This is a genomic window from Lysinibacillus sp. VIII_CA, from assembly GCF_049943995.1.
Lineage (GTDB): Bacteria > Bacillota > Bacilli > Bacillales_A > Planococcaceae > Lysinibacillus > Lysinibacillus pinottii.
This window is the reverse complement of sequence record NZ_JBNFXM010000001.1, coordinates 586256-608967: the sequence shown is the minus strand read 5'-3', so window position 1 is coordinate 608967 and position 22712 is coordinate 586256. Positions and strand designations below refer to the sequence as shown.

At 37.3% G+C, this 22712-nt stretch carries 23 protein-coding genes and 1 other annotated feature; of the genes, 16 read left to right on the top strand and 7 right to left on the bottom strand.

Features of this window, described 5'->3' with window-relative positions; all coding sequences use genetic code 11:
* Positions 1-135: 135 nt before the first annotated feature.
* Positions 136-2262: an ATP-dependent Clp protease ATP-binding subunit gene (locus tag ACP3VS_RS02950; protein ID WP_426388352.1), complete on the top strand. Its 2127-nt coding sequence runs from the start codon at positions 136-138 to the stop codon at positions 2260-2262.
* Positions 2263-2311: 49 nt separating this feature from the next.
* Here the strand turns inward: ACP3VS_RS02950 and ACP3VS_RS02945 are convergent, their stop codons facing one another.
* On the bottom strand, positions 2312-2506 hold the full coding sequence (locus ACP3VS_RS02945) for a YjzD family protein (RefSeq protein ID WP_025116798.1): 195 nt from the start codon (positions 2504-2506) through the stop codon (positions 2312-2314).
* Between the two features lie 397 nt (positions 2507-2903).
* On the opposite strand from ACP3VS_RS02945, the gene ACP3VS_RS02940 reads away from it, so the two are divergent.
* Positions 2904-3842 (top strand): beta-ketoacyl-ACP synthase III, encoded by a 939-nt coding sequence (locus ACP3VS_RS02940; RefSeq protein ID WP_012292951.1) that lies wholly within the window; start codon positions 2904-2906, stop codon positions 3840-3842.
* Positions 3843-3872: 30 nt separating this feature from the next.
* A complete protein-coding gene (gene fabF / locus ACP3VS_RS02935; protein WP_031418753.1) occupies positions 3873-5114 on the top strand; it encodes a beta-ketoacyl-ACP synthase II in 1242 nt (413 codons plus the stop codon).
* 337 nt (positions 5115-5451) lie between these two features.
* Here fabF and trpS read toward each other — a convergent pair whose 3' ends face one another.
* A complete protein-coding gene (gene trpS / locus ACP3VS_RS02930; RefSeq protein WP_012292953.1) occupies positions 5452-6441 on the bottom strand; it encodes a tryptophan--tRNA ligase in 990 nt (329 codons plus the stop codon).
* Positions 6442-6502: 61 nt separating this feature from the next.
* Positions 6503-6728 (bottom strand) — a binding site (T-box leader).
* Positions 6729-7215: 487 nt separating this feature from the next.
* On the opposite strand from trpS, the gene spxA reads away from it, so the two are divergent.
* The 4 genes from spxA to pepF all read left to right on the top strand — a co-directional run bounded on the left by spxA (position 7216) and on the right by pepF (position 11887).
* Positions 7216-7611, top strand: coding sequence for a transcriptional regulator SpxA (spxA, locus tag ACP3VS_RS02925; RefSeq protein ID WP_025116803.1), 396 nt, complete (start codon positions 7216-7218; stop codon positions 7609-7611).
* A gap of 435 nt (positions 7612-8046) precedes the next feature.
* Positions 8047-8715 (top strand): adaptor protein MecA, encoded by a 669-nt coding sequence (gene mecA / locus ACP3VS_RS02920; protein ID WP_008181512.1) that lies wholly within the window; start codon positions 8047-8049, stop codon positions 8713-8715.
* Between the two features lie 179 nt (positions 8716-8894).
* Positions 8895-10016, top strand: coding sequence for a competence protein CoiA (locus ACP3VS_RS02915; RefSeq protein WP_099805003.1), 1122 nt, complete (start codon positions 8895-8897; stop codon positions 10014-10016).
* A gap of 53 nt (positions 10017-10069) precedes the next feature.
* Positions 10070-11887 (top strand): oligoendopeptidase F, encoded by a 1818-nt coding sequence (gene pepF / locus ACP3VS_RS02910; RefSeq protein WP_012292957.1) that lies wholly within the window; start codon positions 10070-10072, stop codon positions 11885-11887.
* Positions 11888-12272: 385 nt separating this feature from the next.
* On the opposite strand, the gene ACP3VS_RS02905 is transcribed toward pepF, so the two are convergent.
* From ACP3VS_RS02905 to ACP3VS_RS02890, 4 genes are all read right to left on the bottom strand, one after another.
* Complete coding sequence (locus ACP3VS_RS02905; protein ID WP_012292958.1) at positions 12273-13082, bottom strand: DsbA family protein; 810 nt, start codon at positions 13080-13082, stop codon at positions 12273-12275.
* Positions 13075-13482 (bottom strand): globin, encoded by a 408-nt coding sequence (locus ACP3VS_RS02900; protein ID WP_031418760.1) that lies wholly within the window; start codon positions 13480-13482, stop codon positions 13075-13077. The genes ACP3VS_RS02905 and ACP3VS_RS02900 overlap by 8 nt, the downstream gene beginning before the upstream one ends.
* Before the next feature lie 219 nt (positions 13483-13701).
* A complete protein-coding gene (locus ACP3VS_RS02895; RefSeq protein WP_031418761.1) occupies positions 13702-14469 on the bottom strand; it encodes a lytic transglycosylase domain-containing protein in 768 nt (255 codons plus the stop codon).
* A gap of 28 nt (positions 14470-14497) precedes the next feature.
* Positions 14498-15085, bottom strand: coding sequence for a CYTH domain-containing protein (locus ACP3VS_RS02890; protein ID WP_012292961.1), 588 nt, complete (start codon positions 15083-15085; stop codon positions 14498-14500).
* A gap of 127 nt (positions 15086-15212) precedes the next feature.
* Here ACP3VS_RS02890 and ACP3VS_RS02885 point away from each other — a divergent pair, with 127 nt between their 5' ends.
* The 6 genes from ACP3VS_RS02885 (at position 15213) to ACP3VS_RS02860 (ending at position 20141) form a co-directional block, all read left to right on the top strand.
* Complete coding sequence (locus ACP3VS_RS02885; protein ID WP_012292962.1) at positions 15213-15596, top strand: hypothetical protein; 384 nt, start codon at positions 15213-15215, stop codon at positions 15594-15596.
* A gap of 53 nt (positions 15597-15649) precedes the next feature.
* Complete coding sequence (locus ACP3VS_RS02880) at positions 15650-16315, top strand: GTP pyrophosphokinase (protein ID WP_012292963.1); 666 nt, start codon at positions 15650-15652, stop codon at positions 16313-16315.
* Between the two features lie 2 nt (positions 16316-16317).
* The gene (locus ACP3VS_RS02875) at positions 16318-17112 is read left to right on the top strand and encodes an NAD kinase (protein ID WP_031418763.1); all 795 of its coding nucleotides are present in this window, start codon (positions 16318-16320) and stop codon (positions 17110-17112) included.
* The gene (locus ACP3VS_RS02870; protein ID WP_031418765.1) at positions 17087-18022 is read left to right on the top strand and encodes an RluA family pseudouridine synthase; all 936 of its coding nucleotides are present in this window, start codon (positions 17087-17089) and stop codon (positions 18020-18022) included. Before ACP3VS_RS02875 ends, ACP3VS_RS02870 begins: the two co-directional genes overlap by 26 nt.
* 290 nt (positions 18023-18312) lie before the next feature.
* Positions 18313-19689, top strand: a complete 1377-nt coding sequence (gene mgtE, locus ACP3VS_RS02865; protein WP_012292967.1) for a magnesium transporter — start codon at positions 18313-18315, stop codon at positions 19687-19689.
* A gap of 53 nt (positions 19690-19742) precedes the next feature.
* Positions 19743-20141 (top strand): hypothetical protein, encoded by a 399-nt coding sequence (locus ACP3VS_RS02860; RefSeq protein ID WP_230584342.1) that lies wholly within the window; start codon positions 19743-19745, stop codon positions 20139-20141.
* A 65-nt stretch (positions 20142-20206) separates the two neighbouring features.
* Here ACP3VS_RS02860 and ACP3VS_RS02855 read toward each other — a convergent pair whose 3' ends face one another.
* Positions 20207-20731, bottom strand: a complete 525-nt coding sequence (locus ACP3VS_RS02855; protein WP_008174263.1) for a CotY/CotZ family spore coat protein — start codon at positions 20729-20731, stop codon at positions 20207-20209.
* Positions 20732-20856: 125 nt separating this feature from the next.
* Between ACP3VS_RS02855 and ACP3VS_RS02850 the strand changes: the two genes are divergently transcribed.
* The 3 genes from ACP3VS_RS02850 to ACP3VS_RS02840 are packed head-to-tail and all read left to right on the top strand — an operon-like array spanning position 20857 to position 22706.
* A complete protein-coding gene (locus ACP3VS_RS02850) occupies positions 20857-21261 on the top strand; it encodes a YhcN/YlaJ family sporulation lipoprotein (RefSeq protein WP_227256903.1) in 405 nt (134 codons plus the stop codon).
* A complete protein-coding gene (gene spoVAC, locus ACP3VS_RS02845) occupies positions 21262-21717 on the top strand; it encodes a stage V sporulation protein AC (protein WP_012292970.1) in 456 nt (151 codons plus the stop codon).
* Entirely contained in the window at positions 21711-22706 is a 996-nt protein-coding gene (locus tag ACP3VS_RS02840) for a stage V sporulation protein AD (RefSeq protein ID WP_012292971.1), read from the top strand. Before spoVAC ends, ACP3VS_RS02840 begins: the two co-directional genes overlap by 7 nt.
* The last annotated feature ends 6 nt before the right edge of the window (positions 22707-22712 follow it).

The window sequence follows — 22712 nt, the reverse complement described above, 5'->3', positions numbered from 1 at the left end:
AATTTAGTGCTATTTCTTTGCATAAGAATTGTCGAGTGATGTAAAATAAAGTTAGTCAAATAAGGTCAAACTTTTAAAAAGAACCAGAATGGGTATAAAGATTATGCGAAATAGTAAAGTAAAGGAGTGCTAATTATGCAATTTCAACAAACTGATAATCAAAAGCCATTAGAGCAATTTGGACGCAACTTAATAGAAGAAGTTAAAAATGGCAAAATGGACCCCGTTATTGGGCGCGATGAGGAAATTCGAAATGTCATTCGTATATTAACGCGTAAAACAAAAAATAATCCTGTATTAATTGGTGAGCCAGGAGTTGGTAAAACAGCGATTGCAGAAGGTTTGGCTCAACGTATTGTGAAGGGGGATGTACCAGAGGGCTTGAAAGAGTGCGTGCTATACGAGCTGGATATGAGTGCTTTAATAGCAGGTGCAAGCTACCGTGGCCAATTCGAAGAGCGTTTAAAAGGCGTATTAAAAGAAGTTAAAGATTCAGAAGGGCAAATCATTTTATTTATTGATGAAATTCATACAATTGTAGGCGCAGGCAAAACGGATGGTGCTATGGATGCAGGAAATATGTTAAAGCCCATGCTTGCTCGAGGCGAATTACACTGTATCGGTGCGACTACATTAGATGAATATCGTCTGTATATTGAAAAAGACCCTGCCTTAGAACGCCGGTTCCAACAAGTTCTTGTACGTGAGCCTTCTATTGAGGATACTGTGTCTATTTTACGAGGCTTAAAAGAACGCTTTGAATTACATCATGCAGTACGTATTCATGACCGCGCGATTGTGGCTGCAGCAGAGCTCTCCAATCGTTATATTACAGAGCGATTTTTACCAGATAAAGCGATTGATTTAATTGATGAGGCATGTGCAACGATTCGTACTGAAATTGATTCAATGCCACAGGAACTAGATGCAGTGACTCGTCGTATTATGCAACTAGAGATTGAAGAACAAGCGTTACGGAAGGAAAAGGACGAAGCAAGTAAAAAACGTCTTGAGCAATTACGAGAAGAATTGACAAAGTTGAAAGAGTCTTCTGAGGGGATGAGGCAGCAATGGGAAGCAGAAAAGGAAAAACTACATGAAATTCAGAAAAAACGGGAGACATTAGATAAATACCGTCGTGATTTAGAGGAGGCAGAAAGTAAATATGATTTAAATAAAGCTGCTGAATTACGTCATGGTAAAATACCAACACTTGAAAAAGACATTCAGGAACTCGAAAAAGAATTAGAAAGCGGTGCAGAGTCTCGTATTTTACGTGAAGAAGTGACAGCTGACGAAATCGCCGCAATTGTTTCTCGCTGGACGGGTATTCCTGTGACAAAACTAGTGGAGGGCGAGCGAGAAAAACTATTGCGTTTAAAGGAAACCTTACATGAACGTGTAGTTGGTCAAGATACAGCTGTTCAATTAGTAACAGAGGCTGTATGGCGTGCTCGTGCAGGCATTAAAGATCCGCATCGTCCAATTGGTAGCTTTTTATTCTTAGGCCCAACAGGTGTTGGTAAAACAGAGCTTGCTAAGGCCCTAGCTGCTCAATTATTTGATTCAGAAGATCATTTCATTCGAATTGATATGAGCGAATATATGGAGAAGCATAGCGTGTCTCGATTAGTTGGAGCTCCTCCGGGTTATATTGGTTATGAAGAAGGAGGTCAACTCACAGAGGCTGTGCGTCGTAACCCTTATTCTGTTGTTTTACTAGATGAAATTGAAAAAGCACATCCCGATGTGGCTAATATTTTATTGCAAATTTTAGATGACGGCCGAATTACAGATAGTCAAGGACGTATGGTCAATTTTACAAATACAGTAGTGATTCTAACATCGAATATCGGCTCTAGTTATTTAATGGAGGCAAAAGATGACGATCCAACTGTTGAAGACTTGGTTATGGCTGCTCTCAGACAGCATTTTAAACCAGAGTTATTAAACCGTATGGATGACATTATCTTGTTCCATGCGTTATCAAATAAACATTTTACAGCTATTGCTTGGAAGTATGTGGAGCAGTTAAGGAAACGAGTGGCAGAACAAGAAATTACATTAGCTATTGACCAAGAAGTTATCGATTGGGTTGTCCAACAAGGAGCAGATGCCCAATTTGGTGCAAGACCACTAAAGCGCTTCGTACAAAGACATATCGAAACAGCTGTGGCTAAGGAACTACTACGGGGTGAGGTATTGCCTGGAGAAACATTGCATGTAAAAATGCATGATGGCCATTGTATAGTGGAAAAATAACAGAAAAAACCTGTTTCGCATAATGCGGAACAGGTTTTTTCTAGCTGAATTAATGATGGTCTGCAGCTTCTGGTGTAGGATCGTTTGGAATAATTGCTCCAATAATAAAAATTAAGATGGAGAATACAACTGAAACGATTGCCCCTGTCTTAAAATCAAATGGTGCACCAAGTACAGAGCTGACTACATAGTTTAACATAGAAACTAGTAGGAATGACCATACGAACGTTACGATATATTGCATTAATTTCACCTCAACCGAACTTTTTTCATCATAAGTTTTTACTCATATTCATTATCATATCATAACATAAATCGAAAAAAAATGAATCTTTTATGTGAAACATGGCGAATTTGTCACAACAAATACAAGGTTTTGCATTTAATAATTATCTTGGTTTTGTGAGGGCATTTATTTTGTTAAAGGTTGTTTACAAAAAAATAGAACCGCTATAGACTTCATACCATATGAGAGAAGTAATAAGAATACCTTCAAAAGCTGAAAGCTCCCTTTCGATAATAAAGAAATGCCGTGCTCTCAACACATTAATTTTAAATGAACTTGCGTCTGTCCTTTACTATGCGTTATAATTATGACCAGTTACTAATAATTGATAGTAAGAAAGCTGAGGGGTTGCTATATGAACGCTGGTATTTTAGGAATAGGCAAATACGTTCCTGAGAAAGTCGTGACAAATTTTGATTTAGAAAAAATAATGGATACTTCGGATGAGTGGATTCGTACGCGAACAGGCATTGAAGAACGTCATTTTGCGGCAGATGATCAGGAAACTTCAGATTTAGCAGTAGCCGCTGCTAAAGAAGCTATTAAAAAAGCGGGTATTACGCCTGAAGAAATTGGATTAATACTTGTAGCAACTGTCACACAAGATCAAACTTTCCCAAGTGTAGCATGTATGGTTCAGGAACAACTCGGAGCAGTAAATGCTGCGGCGATGGATCAAGCAGCAGCATGTGCAGGATTTATATATAGTTTAGTGACAGCTAAACATTTTGTAGAGGCAAACACTTATAAATATGTCTTAGTAGTAGGTGTTGAAAAGCTGTCAAAGGTTATTGATTGGAACGATCGAAATACAGCTGTATTATTCGGTGATGGCGCGAGCGCAGCCGTTGTAGGTCCAGTTTCTAATGGCAGAGGTATTTTATCATTCGAGCTTGGTGCAGATGGCACGGGCGGTAAAAATCTTTATTTAACAAAACAAGACACAATTGCCATGAATGGTCGTGAAGTGTTTAAATTTGCTGTGCGTCAAATGGGTGAATCAGCTGTCAATGTAATAGATAAAGCAGGATTAACAAAAGAAGACGTAGATTTTTTAGTGCCACACCAAGCAAATATACGGATTATGGAATCAGCTCGTGAGCGATTAGAGCTACCACCAGAAAAAATGTCAAAAACGATTCATAAATACGGAAATACTTCTGCAGCTTCGATTGGTATTTCCTTGGTAGATGAGCTTGAAGCAGGTAAAATTAAAGAGGATGATTTATTAGTCCTTGTTGGTTTTGGAGGCGGCTTAACATGGGGTGCCGTTGCCATGAGATGGGGAAAATAAGTAGGAAAAATGCTTGAGGGGAGTAAGACAATGAGTAAAAGACGAGTAGTAATTACAGGAATTGGCGCAGTTACACCACTAGGAAATAGCATCGAAGAAACATGGGCGAACATTAAAGCTGGTAAATCTGGCATTGGTGAGCTAACACGTTTAAATAAAGATCTTTTTGCAGCGAAAATTGCAGCAGAAGTGAAAGAATTTGATATTGAAAAATATATTGATCGTAAAGAAGCTCGAAAGATGGACCGCTTTACACATTATGCATTAGCTGCTTCAATCATGGCTATGGAAGATGCACAGCTAACAATTGATGAGGAGCTAGCTCCACGTGCTGGTGTTTGGATTGGTTCAGGCATTGGTGGAATGGAAACTTATGAGCAACAGTTTTTAACATTCCAAGAGCGCGGGGCAAGACGAGTTAGCCCATTCTTCATTCCAATGATGATTCCAGATATGGCTTCAGGTCAAGTGTCGATTCATTTTGGCGCAAAAGGTATTAACTCTTGTTCTGTAACAGCATGTGCTTCTGGAACAAATTCAATTGGAGATGCTTTTAAAGTCATTGAACGTGGAGATGCAGATGTCATGATTTCAGGTGGTGCGGAATCACCAATCGTAACGATGGCTGTGGCAGGTTTCTGTGCCAATACTGCACTATCTTTAAATCAAAATCCGCAAGAAGCATGCCGTCCATTTGATAAAAACCGTGATGGATTTATTATTGGAGAAGGCGCTGGTATTGTCATTTTAGAAGAATACGAACATGCAAAAGCTCGTGGCGCTAAAATTTATGCCGAAATTCTAGGCTATGGTGCAACGGGAGATGCTCATCATATTACTGCTCCAGCTCCAGAGGGTGAAGGTGCGGCACGTGCAATGATGCAAGCATTGACAGATGCTGGTGTAGAGCCATCACAAGTTGATTATATTAATGCACACGGCACGAGTACACCATATAATGACTTATTCGAAACGCAAGCGGTTAAAACTGCTTTCGGTGACCATGCTTATAACCTAGCTATGAGTTCTACAAAGTCTATGACAGGACACTTATTAGGGGCAGCAGGGGGCGTAGAAGCTATTTTTACTGCTCTTGCACTTAAAGAAGGTATATTACCACCAACAATTAATTTAACAGATCCAGATCCAGATTGTGATTTAGATTATGTTCCAAATGAAGCGAGAGAAGCAAATATTCAATATGCAATGAGTAATTCTCTTGGTTTTGGTGGTCACAATGCAAGTCTTCTATTTAAAAAATATGAAGCATAAATAGTACAACTAAACTCAAAAAACGTCAGCCAAATTTAATTGGCTGACGTCTTTTTTTATAGTTTTGTGAATAAATGATAAGTAAGAAGAAATAGAAAGGATGCCGTTACTTTGTTCCGTCTCTTTTTATTTTTAGTAAGCTATGGTCTCATGATCCTCTCTGTAGGGAATCTCATATTGTATTTAAATTACCGTACGCTAGGCTATTCTTGGAAAGTTGTATTTAAATTTATTTTTCAAACAACAGAATTTTATATGGCGGTTGGAGCATGTATCATCATATGCGCTGTCGTTCTTGATATAGGCTTTGATCGAACGTCAGATAGACTATAAATGATTAGCGACGTGCACGACCGAGACCCATTGCCTCTTCCATACGTTTTAATGTGGCACTGGCAATTGCATTTGCTTTTTCAGCACCTTCATCAAGGATGACGTCTAATTCAGAGGATTCTACTAAATGATAGAACTTTTCTTGAATTGGCGTCAGGTGGTCGATTACTGCAGTAGCTACGCCTTGCTTGAAGCCGCCATAACCAATGCCTTCATATTTTTTTACTAAGTCAGCAATAGATATACCTGAAATAGCCGATTCAATTGTTAATAAGTTTGAAACGCCTGGTTTATTTTCAACATCAAATGCTACGATACCGTCAGAATCAGTAACAGCTGATTTTATTTTTTTCTCAATATCCTTAGCCGTATCTAGCAACCTAATTGTCGCCTTTGTATTTGGATCAGATTTGCTCATTTTCTTTGTTGGTTCTTGTAGGGATTTTATACGAGCACCAGCTTTTGGTAATTGAATCTCTGGAATTGTTAAAACGTTGCCATAACGTTTATTAAAGCGTTCTGCCAGATCACGTGTTAACTCGATATGTTGTTTCTGATCATCACCAACTGGGACAATATTTGTGTTGTAAAGTAGAATGTCTGCAGCCATCAATGGTGGATATGTTAAAAGGGCAGCAGAGACGCTTTCTTTACCATGAGATTTATCTTTAAATTGTGTCATACGTTCAAGCTCTCCGATAGATGCAACACATTGTAACATCCATCCTGCCTGAGCATGTGCAGGCACCTCTGATTGAATAAATAATGTAGATTTTTTAGGATCGATGCCAGTCGCAATATAAGTAGCAGCTAGTTTACGAATGCTTTCTCGTAATTCTTTTGGATCTTGAGCGACTGTAATAGCATGTTGATCGACGATGCAATAAATAGCATCCCCTTCATCTTGAAGGGCAGGGAATTGCTTGAAGGCTCCTAAATAGTTACCTAAAGTTACAATTCCTGTAGGCTGAACACCTGAAAAGATTGTTGTCATGAAAATTTCCTCCTCGAATTCAAATAAAAAACATCACGCGTCCTCATTAGACTTTTTCTAATGAAGGGACGAATGATGTTTGAATCCGCGGTACCACCCAGCTTGCCTTAACGGCCACTCAGCTTCGTAACGTGAAGGGACGAGCTTTGCTAGTAGTTTACATACCTAAAACGTTCACAAAGCTAACTCGGAAGTCCATTCCATATGCCCCACGATCTGTTTTCACCAGCCACAGACTCTCTAAACGTGTACGTAGCATATGTACTACTCTTCGTCAGCGTTTTTCTCAATTTAAGTTCAAATTGATTTTATTGCATTGAATTATAGTATAAAGATTTCATTGTGTAAAGTCAGACTTTTGGCGGTGTTTTTTTTTGAGAAAAAATTATATGCTTTTTTTGTTGTGTAATTTTGTTATAAAATTAAACTTTTTTATTAAAATTAACTTGTGGTGTACACGTCAAATTGACAATTTTCTCGTTTACTTTAGTTAAATGAGAACAGCTGAGAGTCATAAAAAGATGTTTAAAATGCATGTAAAGTGGGAATAGTAGTAGTAGTTCGGAATGTTGTGAAAAAAGTATATACATTTAAAAGGTATATAAAAAGACAGAAAATTTAGCGAGACACCCATTCTTTTTTTTATTGGAACTATATTCAAAAACAGCAGAGTACTGTATAATGGTACTGTGTATTTTACATTACATTAATTCTAATTTAACACACTGGTTTATAGATATGATTACAAAATGAAAGGATGTGTCAGAAGGAATGATCGTAACTCTATTTACATCACCAAGTTGTACCTCTTGCCGTAAAGCGAAAGCATGGCTTGAGGAGCACGAAATTCCCTATACAGAACGTAATATATTTTCTGAACCACTAAGTATTAGTGAAATTAAAAAAATCTTACGTATGACGGAAGACGGCACAGATGAAATTATTTCTACGCGTTCGAAAATATTCCAAAAATTAAATGTAGATGTGGAAAGTTTACCTTTACAACGTTTATATGAATTAATTCAGGAATATCCTGGTTTATTGCGCCGACCAATTATTCTAGATGAAAAACGTCTACAAGTTGGCTATAACGAAGATGAAATTCGCCGTTTTTTACCTCGAAAAGTTCGAGCATATCAGTTGCAAGAAGCACAAAGAATGGTGAATTAATTTTATCTATTCTGAATAAAATAAGTAGTAGATGTTACAGCTGTGAGATGCATATTGTGACATCTATTTTTTTATGTTTTACTTATGTAAAACCTTCTATATAAAGTATAATAATTAATAGTGGAAAGTCATATATTTCCGTTAAAGTATGTTAAACTTGATTTAAGTTAAATAGTTTACTACAATTTCAATAATTCAAATATCTTCTGTGAAACGGTGTATATCCTTTTCATTTTATGACAGAACAGCATACAATAGTGTTAGAGACAACTGTGAATAAAAAATTTTAATGTTTGCAGTTCCTCGTGTGGTTTTACTGGTGTGGTCAAAGGTTGAAAAACAAATGCAGTATGAAGGTTAAAAAAAAAGAATAAAAGCATACTAATGAAACAAAACTGTTTTTCGACATATGACAGTGAAGGGAGATGAGGTCTAGTGGACATCGAACGTGTAAATGAAAATACACTTAAGCTCTTTATTACGTACAATGATATAGAGGATCGCGGCTATAGTCGTGAAGAAATCTGGTACAATCGAGCAAAGGGTGAACAGCTTTTTTGGGATATGATTGATGAAGTAAATACGGAGGATTATTTTGATGTAGAAGGTCCGATTTGGATTCATATCAATGCATCTGAAGTAGGCTTAGAAATCATTGTCACACGTGCACATATCTTAAAAGACGGTGAAACATTAGATGGTCATTCGAATTTTGATGAACACAAAGAGATGTTTGCACCATTCGATGAAGTTGGGGATGATCTTCTTAGCCAACTAACTCAATTTGGTGACATGGATGAATCAGAATTATTTATGGATACAGACATTTATGTATATAAATTTAAAGATATTGATGAGTTAATCCCTGTTGCAAAGCGAATGACAGACGAATTAGTGGATTCCTCATTATTTAAATATGAAAATTGGTACTATTTAGTGGTTGATTTTGGTAATGCAGATGAAGAGTTAAACCGTCACGATCGAAATGCAGTCATCAAAGAATTTTTAACGCCATCTAATTTTACGATTCATCGTTTAGAGGAGTACGGCGAAAAAATTATGGAATTTAATTGCTTTGAGACAGTTCGAAAATACTTTGCTTAAGCATTTGTTTACTTGATTTTTTAGACTGTAGTGAGACTCGGTAAATTTATCGAGATTCACTACAGTTTTTTTATACGAAATGTTCAATAGTAGCATTTTATAAATTTCAAGAAAAAGCAGCTTTTATTTTGTGATAGCTAATAATGTTTACTATAGTTGGGCTAAAAGGAGCTGATTATATGTTGATTGCCTATAACCACCTTCAGCAGCTTTTTCACCCATATCAATATACGAGAGAAGCATTGCAGAAATATAGGCGCCAGATGACATTTTTTTGTCCTCAATGTCTAGAACCAGTTCATTTAAAAATTGGTTCCTATACTATCCCACATTTTGCACATCATACGCAAAATCAATGTTCAAAGTTCTTTGCAGAAGGTGAATCAAAACTTCATTTACAAGGTAAAATTCAATTGTTTGAATGGCTACAAAAGCTTAGGCTTAAAGTGGAGCTTGAGCCCTATTTAACAGAGCTTTCTCAGCGTCCAGATTTACTTGTTGCTTTTGACAATAACAACTTCGCACTGGAATTTCAATGTAGCCCCATTACTCATGATAAATGGCAAAAACGGACAATAGGCTATGAAACAAATAACATACAACCAATTTGGCTCTTTCTAACTCCTCAAAGGAACGAAGCAATCACTGGTATTAGAAAAATAAGCATTTCCCCATTACTACAAAAGTCATTTATGACCACTTCAACAGGCCTTCCTTATTTAATGACCTTTAATGCCAAAACTGAACAATTTGTTTATTGGACGAATCTCCTCCATGTCCATGGGCATACTTTTATAGGTAAAGTACAAAAAATCTCAATAAAACAACAACGCTTTCCATTTTATATACCAACTTGTATTTCCTTAGAAGAATTTCAACAGTATTGGCAGCTATATAAACGTGCTTGCCAGCAATTTGCAAATAGGCGCCTCCTACAAAGTAAGCAGGGCGTACATGATTCATTTTTACGAAGTTGTTATGAGATGAATTTTTCTATTTCGGCAATGCCCTCTTATATCGGTATTCCCGTAAAAGAAGGGACAGCCATCTCGTTATTTGCGAGTGAATGGCAAACTATGCTGTGGTTTTTTAGTCAACAGTTAGGTTTAGAGCCTTATGATCTAAAAAAACACCATATACAAGATTTTCTAATTCAATATCACTTAAAGTATACAGGACAGGCAGTAAAGGCTGTTCAACAATATAGCCGAATATTGAAAGGAATAAAACAAGATCAGAAACTACAGGATATTTGTGAGCAAGTGTACGCACAATTATTTGCAATTGCCGCAATATACTGAGAAAATATGAGAGTATAGGGAAAAAAGCACATATAAAGGGGGCTGGCATGCACATGGCTAGTAACAGTAATCAAATTTTGGTAAGAAATGAAGTACCGAAAGAATTAACATGGCGATTAGAGGACATTTTTGCATCTGACGCACTTTGGGAAGAGGAGTTTAAGGAAGTTGCAGAACTTGCTAAAAAAGCATCTAGTTTTGCAGGAACTTTAAATAATGGGGCACAGGCATTATTAGCGGCTTTACAGTATCACGACCATATTTATGAACGTGCAATGAAGCTCTACACATATGCTCATATGCGTTACGATCAGGATACGACAAATAGTTTTTATCAAGATATGAATAGCCGTATACAAACATTAGCAACTAGTATTTCTGCGGGGCTATCATTTTTAACGCCAGAAATTTTGGCATTAAATGAGGAAACAATTGAAAGCTATTTAGCTGAAAGTCAAGACCTACAATTATATAAGCAATCTTTAAAAGAGATTACAATGGCACGTCCACATGTCTTACCAGCGGAACAGGAAGCATTACTGGCTCAAATGTCTGAGGTCACTGGCACTGCATCTAATACATTTAGCATGTTAAATAATGCGGATTTGGAGTTCCCTTTTGTAAAAAATGAAGAAGGGGAAGAAGTACAACTTACACATGGTAACTATATTAAGTTTTTAGAGAGCAAAGATCGCTCAGTTCGTGAAGGGGCGTTTAAAGCCATGTACGAAACATATGGCAAGTTTAAAAACACGTTTTCTTCAACACTAACAGGGAATGTGAAGAAACATAATGTGAGCGCTCGTATTCGCCATTATGACTCAGCACGTGAGGCAGCGATGTCTAATAATTTCATTCCTGAAAATGTTTACGATCAATTAGTAGAAACCATCCATAAGCATTTACCTGCAATGCAGCGTTATATTTCGTTACGTAAGAAGCTTTTAGGTGTGGATGAATTGCATATGTGGGATTTATTTGCACCCCTTGTAAAAGAAGTAGAAATGAAGGTTACTTACGACGAAGCTAAGGATATTTTAGTGAAGGCTTTAGCACCATTAGGAGAGGAATATCAAAATATCGTACAAAACGGACTAGATAACCGTTGGGTAGATGTTTTAGAGAATAAAGGGAAACGAAGTGGTGCATACTCGTCCGGTGCCTATGGAACAAATCCTTATATCCTAATGAATTGGCAAGATAATGTGAATAATCTATTTACGTTGGCACATGAATTTGGTCATAGTGTTCATAGTTATTATTCAAGAAATAATCAGCCATTTGTTTACGGGGATTATTCTATTTTTGTGGCTGAGGTTGCTTCGACATGTAATGAAGAATTATTAAATGACTATTTACTCAAAACCATTGATGACCCTCAACAAAAAATCTATTTATTAAATCATTGGTTAGACGGTTTCAGAAGTACAGTTTTCAGACAAACAATGTTTGCTGAGTTCGAACATCTAATTCATCAAATGGATAAAAACGGTGAATCTTTGACAGCTGATCGATTGACTGAAGTGTATTATGAACTTAATAAAAAGTACTTCGGTGATGATATGGCTGTGGATGAGGAAATTGGTTTAGAGTGGGCTCGCATTCCGCACTTCTACTATAATTACTATGTTTATCAATATGCGACAGGTAAATCAGCAGCTACAGCATTGAGTAAACAGATTTTAGAGGAGGGTAAACCGGCTGTAGAACGTTATATTAATAACTTCTTAAAAGCAGGTTGCTCGGATTTCCCAATTGAAGTATTAAAGGCAGCAGGTGTTGATATGAACGTTGCGAAGCCAATAGAGGATGCTTGTAAAGTATTTGAAGATCGTTTAAATGAATTAGAAAAATTATTGTTGAATAACTAATTAATGAGGCTATAGGAATATTCCTATAGCCTCATTTTTTTTATAGGTAGCTTTATTTGAAAGGAAAGAATAATGATTTTTTTTGATTTCTAAATACTTTAAAAGAGTGCATCTAGGAAAAATACTGTTTGAAATCGCTTTCTATTTGACAAATTTGTGAATCTAGTATTGGATTCATTGCTAAATATATTATTCCGTGATAGAGTAATTCTTGTGAAATAAATCACAAAACAAACATACACCCCTTTGTTTGAACGTGAACATTTCTCCCATCCCCTTTGTGAAAAAGAAGCGTCTCTATCGGTCGAGGATAGAGGCGTTTCTTTGTTTTTTTATAGTATAAAATAAGGACTCAACTAATGATTAGTTAAGTCCTTAACGTTTATTATTTAAGACGCCATAAAGTAGCGTGAGTTGTCTGGATTCGTTCAATCTTTTGTTGCAGCATACGTTTCTTTAGTTCACGTTCAGCTGCTTGTTCTGTTAATGAATAGATAAATGCTATTTCATTTGTAGAAAGTGTATGGAATTTTGAAAATAAGTCCTCTATTGATGGTAAAGGCTGACGTACCAGCTGTTCATTGAGCATTTCTTGTAAAATATGTTCATAAACTTCATAGGCATAGCTACCACTAACTTTTAGTCCCTCATCTTCAATACATTCATTGAAAAATACAATACTAGGGACTTCGTCAACTTCCATTTCACGTTTAATGTATAAATCACATTGGAAAGCGCGTGCTGCTTCCTTTGAACCGAAGTCAACGGTGAATTCAGTCATATCTAATTGAATATCCTCTGCGATTTTTAAAAGAGTAGCATAGGAGTTTACATCTTGATGGCTTAGTAATACATATTCTTGTAATTTCGATAAATATCGTGCTCCGGCGCGTTTTCCCTGTAATTCGGCCGCTTTAATAGCGATAGAAGGTAATACAGGATGATTAATATCTAGCTCTATGCCTGAGATACAGCCCTTTACACGCTTACTTAAGCAGTTTAAAGAAGTAAGCTCAGTGCTTAAAACAAAACGCCAAGTGAAGTAATGGTTGTATTCGAGCTGTAATTTACGGAGCACAGCTTGCATGCTAAAAGCTTCAGGACAAAGTGGATCTACGAAAATATACAATTCAATAGGCTTATTGGCAGTAGAAATCGTTGGCGTTGGTTCTTGTAGCATTTGAATATTATTCACGTAACAATTCCCCCTCATCGTCATTAGGCGTATTAACCATGTGATGAGCTGTTAATACTAAACGTTGATAATAAGTTTCACGGAACTTTCCTTCCAAACCTACTTCATCCATAGCTTCTGACATACATTCCAGCCAAGCCTGTGCGCGGTCTGGTGTAATTGGAAAATTCATATGACGTGCACGCATCATTGGATGTCCATGTTCTTCAGTAAAGAGATTAGGTCCACCTAAATACTGTGTTTGAAATTGAATTTGCTTACGGGCTGTCTCTGTCAAATCCTTTGGAAAGATTGGAATAAGATCAGGATGCTGAGCAACTCTTTTATAGAACGCATGAATAAGCTCTGCCAGTTTTTCAGCCCCCAGCTCCTCATAAGGAACAGTGTATTTTCGACTCATAGGTTATATGCTCCTTTAATTCTTTATATCGTAAAGTACCATTTATATACTCCGTCATCAGTAAAATGTGAATTTCTTGTGACTACCTTCATTCTATCAACGTCTTTTCGTTTTCACAAATAAAGAGCTCTTTCGAATTGTTGTTCGCTATAAAAGCACAAATTTCACCACAGCGGGTGAAATTTGTTGGAAAAAAGATAGATAGTAGGAATAATGCGATTACACTGTGAAGTAATTCATCACTTTTTTGACATAATTCTGTGTTTCTTTGAAAGGAGGAATGCCTCCATATTTTGTGACACGAGAAGCGCCTGCATTATAGGCAGCTAATGCTAGTGTAGGATCATTATCAAACTTATCTAGCATTTGACGCAAATACTTTGCCCCAGCCATAATATTTTGTTCTGGATCAAAAGCATTCGTAACCCCTAGATACTGTGCTGTGCGAGGCATTAATTGCATCAAGCCTTGCGCGCCTGCATGACTAACAACGGATGGATTAAAATTGGATTCCTGCTTAATGACGGCTGCAATAAGTTTTTCAGGCACACCATATGTAGCTGATGCTTTTTCGATAATAGCAGCATATTGATCTGCTCCTGCCAAAGAGTTTGCATAGGCAGTTGAGCCAATTACATGATCAGAAACATAGGAGTCCAGTTTTGTATTCCCATAAGAGGTTGCTAATGCCTGCTTAACAGAATCAGGAATGTACACAGCATTAGAACCTTTGTATAACAATGATTCAAGTGTAGCTTCTGATGTATTAGCCAACTGATTGAAGATATCAGCGTTTGCTGTGCCTCCACCTAGTAGGCTCGATAATGTGGCATTGCTAGCAGTTGAAGCATCTCCCAATAATTCATTCATCATGTCAGAAAAAATAGATTGATTGTCTGTTAAAGCGTTTGTAGATGAACCATCTGTCGAACCAAGTGTTTGTAATGCTTGAATCTCCATTAAAGATCTTAGTGATTGAATATCCAAGAGGTTAGTCACCTTTCTTTTTAAACTATTATGAATTTTGCTGCTGTAAAGCCTTCATGAAGCGGGCGATTTTCTTATCAGTTTCTTGCTTTTGAATACCATGTTGTTGTAAAAATTCGTCGAAGATTGCTTTCCCTTTTATGGCATCTTTTGCTTCATATTCTACCTCATAATCGTCGCACTGCAAATAGTAAGAATGGTCAAAAACAAGAAGCCCCTCTTTATACGGAATTTCGACACGATCTGTAGTAAGCGAACCAAACACACGTAATTGGTCTAAAGGAATGCTATGAATGGCAAGTTTTTTGGCGACCTCTTGAGCGAAAAAGCCTTCGCCCTTCAGCATTTTCTGAGCTTGAGCCGCTGTTAATTGATCTGTAGTTTCAAGGTGGGCATGCTCAGTATTTTTTTCTTTAAGTGTACATTCATAATATTCACCAATTTGTCTAATACGCAATCCACTTTGTAGCTTGCGAATAGCCTGAGTAGCTGTGTCGAAATAATGATTTGTTTGACGATGAATAGCATTTTTATGAATGTGGAAATCTTGTAACAGTTGCTCGTATTGATGTTTAGTTAGGAGATTTTTAAACTCGATTTCAATTTCTTGTGTCATATTTATTCACCTATTTATTTTTTTATTTTTCATTCGCTGTTTCGCTTGATTTAACATTTACACACTGCAACTATTTACCCTCTGTGCTAAAATAAGAGGAAGAGTACAACGAAAAGGGGAACCGCACGTGCGTAAAATTTACACAATAGAAACATCGAATTTTGAACAAGATCAACTTCATTTTAGTTTAAACGACAATGAAGTAAATTTACAGTTAAAACCTGCTGGACAACTTATTGCAGATTCAGATGATTTTGCATTTATTTATTTACTGGATGCAGGTGAAGACTATCATTACTTGCGTTTTCCACCGAGTAGTTGGGAGAATCTTGTACATATTTTACAAAAAAAGAAAGATCCAATACTACGAATAAATGATGAAGCAATCGAGCTTATTAATTTCTACGATGAATTGGAAATGCTCGTGTATAATATTGAAGGAAATTACAATTACGGGGCAGAATTTGTCCAAACAGTGGAACAACACTTCAAGGCAATTCTCGCTGAATAGAAAGACAAAACGAACAGACGGTGTTCGATACCGAATGTCGGGAGGTTTTTGTGATGGGACAATGGGAAATATTTTTAAGTCCTTATAAACAAGCAGTAGATGAACTAAAAGTAAAATTAAAGGGCATGCGTTCACAATTTGGTATTGTTAATGCCAATTCACCTATCGAATTTGTAACAGGACGTGTGAAGCCCTTAGCAAGTATATATGATAAAACATTGGAAAAAGGGTTAGCCTTTGAGCCATCTAAACAACTTGGTGATGAACTCGGTGATATTGCCGGTCTTCGAATTATGTGTCAATTTGTGGATGATATTGCTACAGTAACTGAGCTTATCCGTCAACGAAAAGATATGCGTGTAGTGGAAGAACGCGATTATATTACACATAATAAACCAAGTGGTTATCGCTCTTACCATATGATTGTTGAATACCCTGTTGAAACGATTCAGGGCAAAAAGGTAGTGTTAGCCGAAATCCAAATACGAACACTCGCTATGAATTTTTGGGCATCTATTGAGCACTCTTTAAATTATAAATATAAGGGCATGTTCCCAGAGGAAATAAAAAATCGCTTGCAAAGTGCTGCTGAGGCAGCATTTCGCTTGGATGAGGAAATGTCATCTATTCGTAGTGAAATTCAAGAAGCGCAGGCGTATTTCAGCGAATATAAGGAAGCATCGAATCCTAATTTATTATCGGAGAAGGAGCGTGACTAACAATGAAATTTGCGATTCAATCACGTCGAGATGCACAATCCAATGAACTAATGGAGCTAGCTAAAACCTACTTACAGGATTTTGGCTTAACTTATGATGAGGAAGCACCAGAAATCGTTGTCTCTATTGGTGGAGATGGGACACTTTTACATGCCTTTCATCGATATTCTCATTTATTAGATCAAGTGGCATTTGTGGGCATCCATACAGGACATCTAGGTTTTTATGCAGACTGGAAGCCATCTGAATTAGAAAAGTTAGTTTTGTCCATTGCTAAAAAGGATTTTAATGTGGTGGAATATCCACTGTTAGAAGTGAAGGTGGAGCATCATAATGCAGCATCGAATACGTATCTAGCTTTAAACGAGGCAACAGTTAAATCGCCAGATGTAACACTTGTCATGGACGTTGAGCTAAATGGCAATCAATTTGAACGTTTCAGAGGAGATGGTCTTTGTGTGTCAACTCCTTCTGGAAGTACAGCCTACAATAAAGCGCTTGGTGGGGCAATCATTCATCCAACTTTAGCAGCACTTCAAATTACAGAAATCGCATCCATTAATAATCGTGTATTCAGGACAGTTGGTTCTCCATTAATTTTACCCGCTCACCATCATTGTGTATTACGTCCAGTAAATGAACAAAACTTTAATATGACAGTGGACCATTTACAAATTACACAGGGTGATGTAAAGGCAATTGTATTTAACGTGGCTAATGAAAGGGTACGTTTCGCACGTTTCCGTCCATTCCCATTTTGGGAACGTGTGCATGAATCATTCGTTGCAAATGAGTAAGACGGATACTAGATTTACATTGCGCTTTGTGGCTAAGAAAGAGGGTCAATTATTACGAGAAGCCCTACAAGAATGGCGTATATCTAAGCGAGCACTAACTGCTATAAAGTTCAATGGAGGGTTATTGACGGTCAATGGGATTGAACGAAATGTAAGATATGCCCTTCAAGTTGATGATTGTGTAGAAGTGACATTTCCTCCTGAGGAAAAGAGTGAGGGGCTCACGAGCGAACATGGAGATTTGGCTATAGTATATGAAGATGATACAATCTTGGTGTTAAATAAACCGGCTAACCAAAGCACCATCCCCTCACGTGAACACCCAACCAATAGTATTGCCAATCTTGTTTGTGGCTACTTTGAGCAGCAAGGATTAGCATCCACTGCTCATATTATAACGAGACTTGACCGAGATACATCAGGTTTACTCTGTATTGCCAAGCATGCACACATTCATCATTTAACAGGCTTGGCTCAGCGTAATGGTGAGATTTCAAGGAAATATGAGGCAATTGTCCACGGACATGTTCATCAGGATAGCCAATCAATCGTAGCACCAATTGGGCGTAAAGAAACGAGCATTATTGAGCGAGAGGTTCGTGAAGATGGGCAATATGCTCATACAGATGTAACTGTAATACAACGTTTTTACTTAGGGGCTGAACCGATGACACATATAGGGCTTACATTGCATACAGGACGTACACATCAAATTCGTGTCCATATGTCGTCGTTAGGTCATCCACTTGTTGGCGATGAGCTTTATGGAGGAAGTCGACTTCATATGGACCGTCAGGCACTACATTGTGTGTCCTTAAATATGACACATCCCTTAACAAGTGAACATTTGCAGTTCACAAGTATGCTTAATGAAGATATGCAAAATTTACTTAAAGAATCTTCCACTTAAAATTATGAAAAGGAGATGTTCGCACAACGGGCATCTCCTTATCATTTTTGATAGTAAATAAAGGGTTCTTTACGCGTTTTTCATCTTCTAAGTACAAATATAAGGTATAGTCAAATAGAAAACATCACGATTTTTAAGAATGGAATTCCATTATATTGAAGCCATACAAATCCTCATGAAAATAAACAAAAAAGGGTTTGCAGAAGGGAATAATACGCTCTATTATATAGAAGGTAGATTTACGGTATTGTCCGTAACAAAGATGGATAGTTCGGAAGGAGGGGACAAGCATGATAGAGGATAGAAATGAAAAGGATGATGTGCAATTTGACGAAGCACATTTACGAGAAATGCTCGAAGCACATAATATTGACGCATTCCGTGATGAGTTTTTAGAACTTCATCCATATGATCAGGCAACGTTTTACGAAAAGGTGGAACCTGACATAAGGAAAATCATCTATTCGTTCTTGTCTCCGACAGAAATGGCTGATATTTTTGAGGCAATCGATATTGAAGATGATGAGTATAAAGCGTATCTAGCTGAAATGGATCCATCTTATGGGGCGGAAATGCTTTCTCATATGTATGCAGATGATGCAGCAGATGTTTTAAATGAACTGGATATGGAGCAACGTGAAAGTTATCTGGAAATGATGGATGAGGAAACGGCTGAGGAAATTAATGAGCTATTAAGCTATGATGAATACACGGCTGGTTCCATTATGACAACTGAATATGTCGCTATTCCAGAAAACTCTACAGTGCGTTCAGCCATGGCAATTTTACGTAAAGAGGCACCAGATGCAGAGACCATTTATTATATATTCGTAGTAGATGAAGAGCACCGCTTGACAGGTGTTATTTCATTAAGAGATTTAATTATTGCTGAAGAGGATACACTTATTCGTTCTATTATGAATGAACGTGTCGTTATGGTACATGTAGGAGATGATCAAGAGGAAGTCGCACATATTATGAAGGATTATAATTTCTTAGCGACACCTGTTATTGATGACAAAGGTGAATTACTTGGGATTATCACAGTCGATGATATTATTGATGTTATGGATGAAGAAGCGTCTGAGGATTACTCTAAGTTAGCCGGTATTTCCGATATGGATAAATTTGATGTCACACCATTCCAAGCTGCTAGAAAACGTTTGCCATGGTTAGTGGTACTACTGTTTTTAGGAATGCTAACAGCAAATTTAATGGGCCAATTTGAAGATACTTTAGATAAGGTTGCCTTATTGGCTGTCTTTATTCCGTTGATTTCAGGAACATCCGGAAATAGTGGAACACAAGCTTTGGCCGTAGCCATTCGTGGTATTGCTACAGGAGATGTAGAAGAACATAGTAAATTCAAATTACTACTACGAGAAGCGGGCACAGGCTTAATGTCAGGAATTGTTTGCGGCTTAATTGTCATTGGTATCGTTTATTTTTGGAAGCAAGAACTAGTACTTGGGATGTTAGTAGGTGCCGCACTTTGTGGCTCGATTTTAGTTGCGACATTAGCAGGCTCTTTTATTCCATTGTTAATGCATCGATTGAAAATAGACCCAGCTGTTGCTTCTGGCCCGTTTATTACAACTTTAAATGATATTACCAGTATTTTAATTTATTTAGGTTTAGCAACGGTTTTCTTAAGTCAAATAGGCTAAGAACCAAATTACTTTCCTTCGCATATTGTATGGAAAAAGGGGAAGTGAGTATTGTGGATCAAGAACCACGCTTGTTTATAAAATCACCATCATATTTTTTAAATATTTCTAAGGTGTTGCATGAACTTGATTTGGATGAAAGTACATCTGTATACGTAAAGGACCATACTTATGTAGAGGAAACAGTTGAAGAGGAAGACGTTGTAAAGGATGTGCAGGTAGATCCGTATTTACTAAAACAACTTCAATTTTTAGAGAAACCATTTCGTCAGCGCGCCTATCAGCCACTTTTAGTTTGTTTAAAAGATGGTAGAAAATTAACGGGCTCTGCTTCAGATGTACAAAATGATTCTTTAATGCTTACCTCACTCGAATTAAAAACACAGGAAATCATTTATTTTGAAGATATAAAACAAGTACTATGGCGTGGCAGACAATTACCAACATTATAAAAAAAGTGTACAGCAGAGGATGCTGTACACTTTTTTTTATGTGTGTGTGTCAAAGGTGAAAGAAATTAGTCACAAATCCCTAAGTCAACATCAGCGATACATTGTACAGCACAGAAGCAAGATAAGTCTACAGTAATACAGCTATCTGTTGAGTTCCAATCATCCACTTTACAGATTTTTTTCATATTTACGCAACAGCCGTCACGACTTAATAAATCTACTGTACTTTCGCTAGAATCGAATGTACATAGAGGCTCTAAAACACGTAAAGTCGCACAACACTCATCAAACATATCTTCAACGCGGAAGAATACGGATGTACAAATACAAGGATCTGCAGTTGGGGAATTAAAGAATGCTTTGAAAGGAGTACCGTCTTTTGTAATTAACATAAATACACGTGTATCTGCTTGAGAGCGTGCAGGACTAACAATCCCGCCTAGTGGTTCTAAGAAACAGTTAGCTGTACATGGAGAACACTCATCTCGCACCGCTTGATTTTGAATATCTAAAATAGCGCGAACTACGTCACAAACGCAGCCTGCTGAATGGATTGGTCCAATAGGATTTGTTGGCTTACCACAACCCATATTGTCACCTCCTTTCCTCGTTACTACTTCTACAATATGTACTTTTCAAATTTGGACTCGGGCTATTGTATATATGAATAGTTTTTTTATGTGTGGAGAAACTTTAAAGAAAAGGAGGGTAAAACTTGAGGCTACTTGGAATGACGTTACCTCTCTTAGTCGTTTTATTGCTGTTAAATGGTTGTGCTGAAAAAGAAAAATTTATCGTCTACGGTCCATCTCAGAATGGAAGTGAAGTCGAAGCCCTTATAAAAGAAGAGGACTATGTGGAACGTTCAACCGTTATCCATTATGACGATAGTATGCTTGTTGCAGTACAAATTAAACCATGGGAAAAGTGGAAAAAGACTAAGTTAGAGAAAAAGTTGCAAAAAAAATTTGATGAGAAATATCCAAATAAAGATGTGTTTGTCTCAGCTGATTATAAAATTTTTTATGAAGCCAATAAAATAAAAAAGGATAAGATTGAAGATAATAAATTGAGCGATAAAATTAAAGAACTTAAAGAGCTTGCAAAGGAGAAGACATAAATGGAAAAAGAGCAATATCAGCAATTGGAGCAAAATGTAACACCAAAGCCTCCATATATAAAGAATGTAGCAAAGGCGTTTTTTGTCGGTGGTCTTATTTGTACAATTGGCCAAGCTGTGTCCCTTTTTTATATTATTTTCTTCAATTTTACAGAAGCCACAGCTGGTAATCCAACCGTAGCAACAATGGTATTCTTTGCCATGTTGCTCACAGGGCTTGGTCTATATAAAAGAATTGGCCAATTTGCTGGGGCAGGCTCATCAGTACCAGTAACCGGATTTGGTAATGCTGTAATTTCCGCAGCTATTGAGCATAGATCAGAAGGCTTAGTATTAGGAGTTGGCGGTAATTTATTTAAACTAGCAGGATCAGTGGTTTTATTTGGGGTAGTCGCAGCATTTTTCGTAGCACTTATTAAATATATCTTCGTGGTGATAGGAGTGGTTTCATGGTAATCATTTTTCAATCGAAACCATCCCTATTAGCAGGGGGTGTTGTAGCAGGACCTTTAGAGAACCGGAGTATTTTTAGTCAGTATTTTGATGCTGTTTATGATGATGAGCGTTGGCAAATGAAAACCAATGAACAAGGGCATCGTAAAATGATTGAAGAAGCCTGTGATGCGGCTATGAAGAAAATGAAGGTACAAAGTGGAGATATTGATTATTTAATGGGTGGGGATTTGGTCAATCAAATGACACCGACCAATTTTGCTGCAAGAGATTTGGAAATCCCGTTTATTGGATTGTTTTCTGCATGTGCCACCTCCATTTCTTCTGTCATTATTGCCTGTCTGTTAACAGAGTTAGGTGCTGCTAATTTTTCATTAGCGGGTGCATCAAGTCAGCATAATGCGATAGAACGTCAATTTCGTTATCCTATCAATTACGGTGCACAAAAGCCACAAACTGCTCAATGGACTGTAACAGCAGCTGGCTATGCGCTAATCGGTAAACACCGTGAAGATTATCCCTCTATCGAAGCCGCCACAATTGGAAAGTCTGTTGATTACGGTATGGATGATCCTTTCCATATGGGTGCTGCAATGGCACCAGCTGCCTTTCAAACGATTCAATCTCATTTACAACAACGCAATCAAAAAATTTATCATTACGATTTAATTTTAACGGGCGATTTAGGTCAGCTGGGCTTAAAGCTTTTGAAGGGTATGCTAGTTGAAAATGGTGTGAAAAATGAGGAGCTAACCCTGCTGCGTGATGCAGGCGCTGAGTTTTATGGACAAGATGAATCCTTTCAATCAGGGGCAAGTGGTGCAGGCTGTTCAGCAGCTGTTTTTTTTAGTTACGTTCTCCAACAGATGCGAGCGGGCAGCTATAAGCGTGTATTACTAGTAGCAACTGGGGCATTATTGTCTCCACTATCGTTTCAACAGGGTGAGACGATTCCATGTACGGCGCATGCGATCGAAATTACAATGAAATGAGGCATA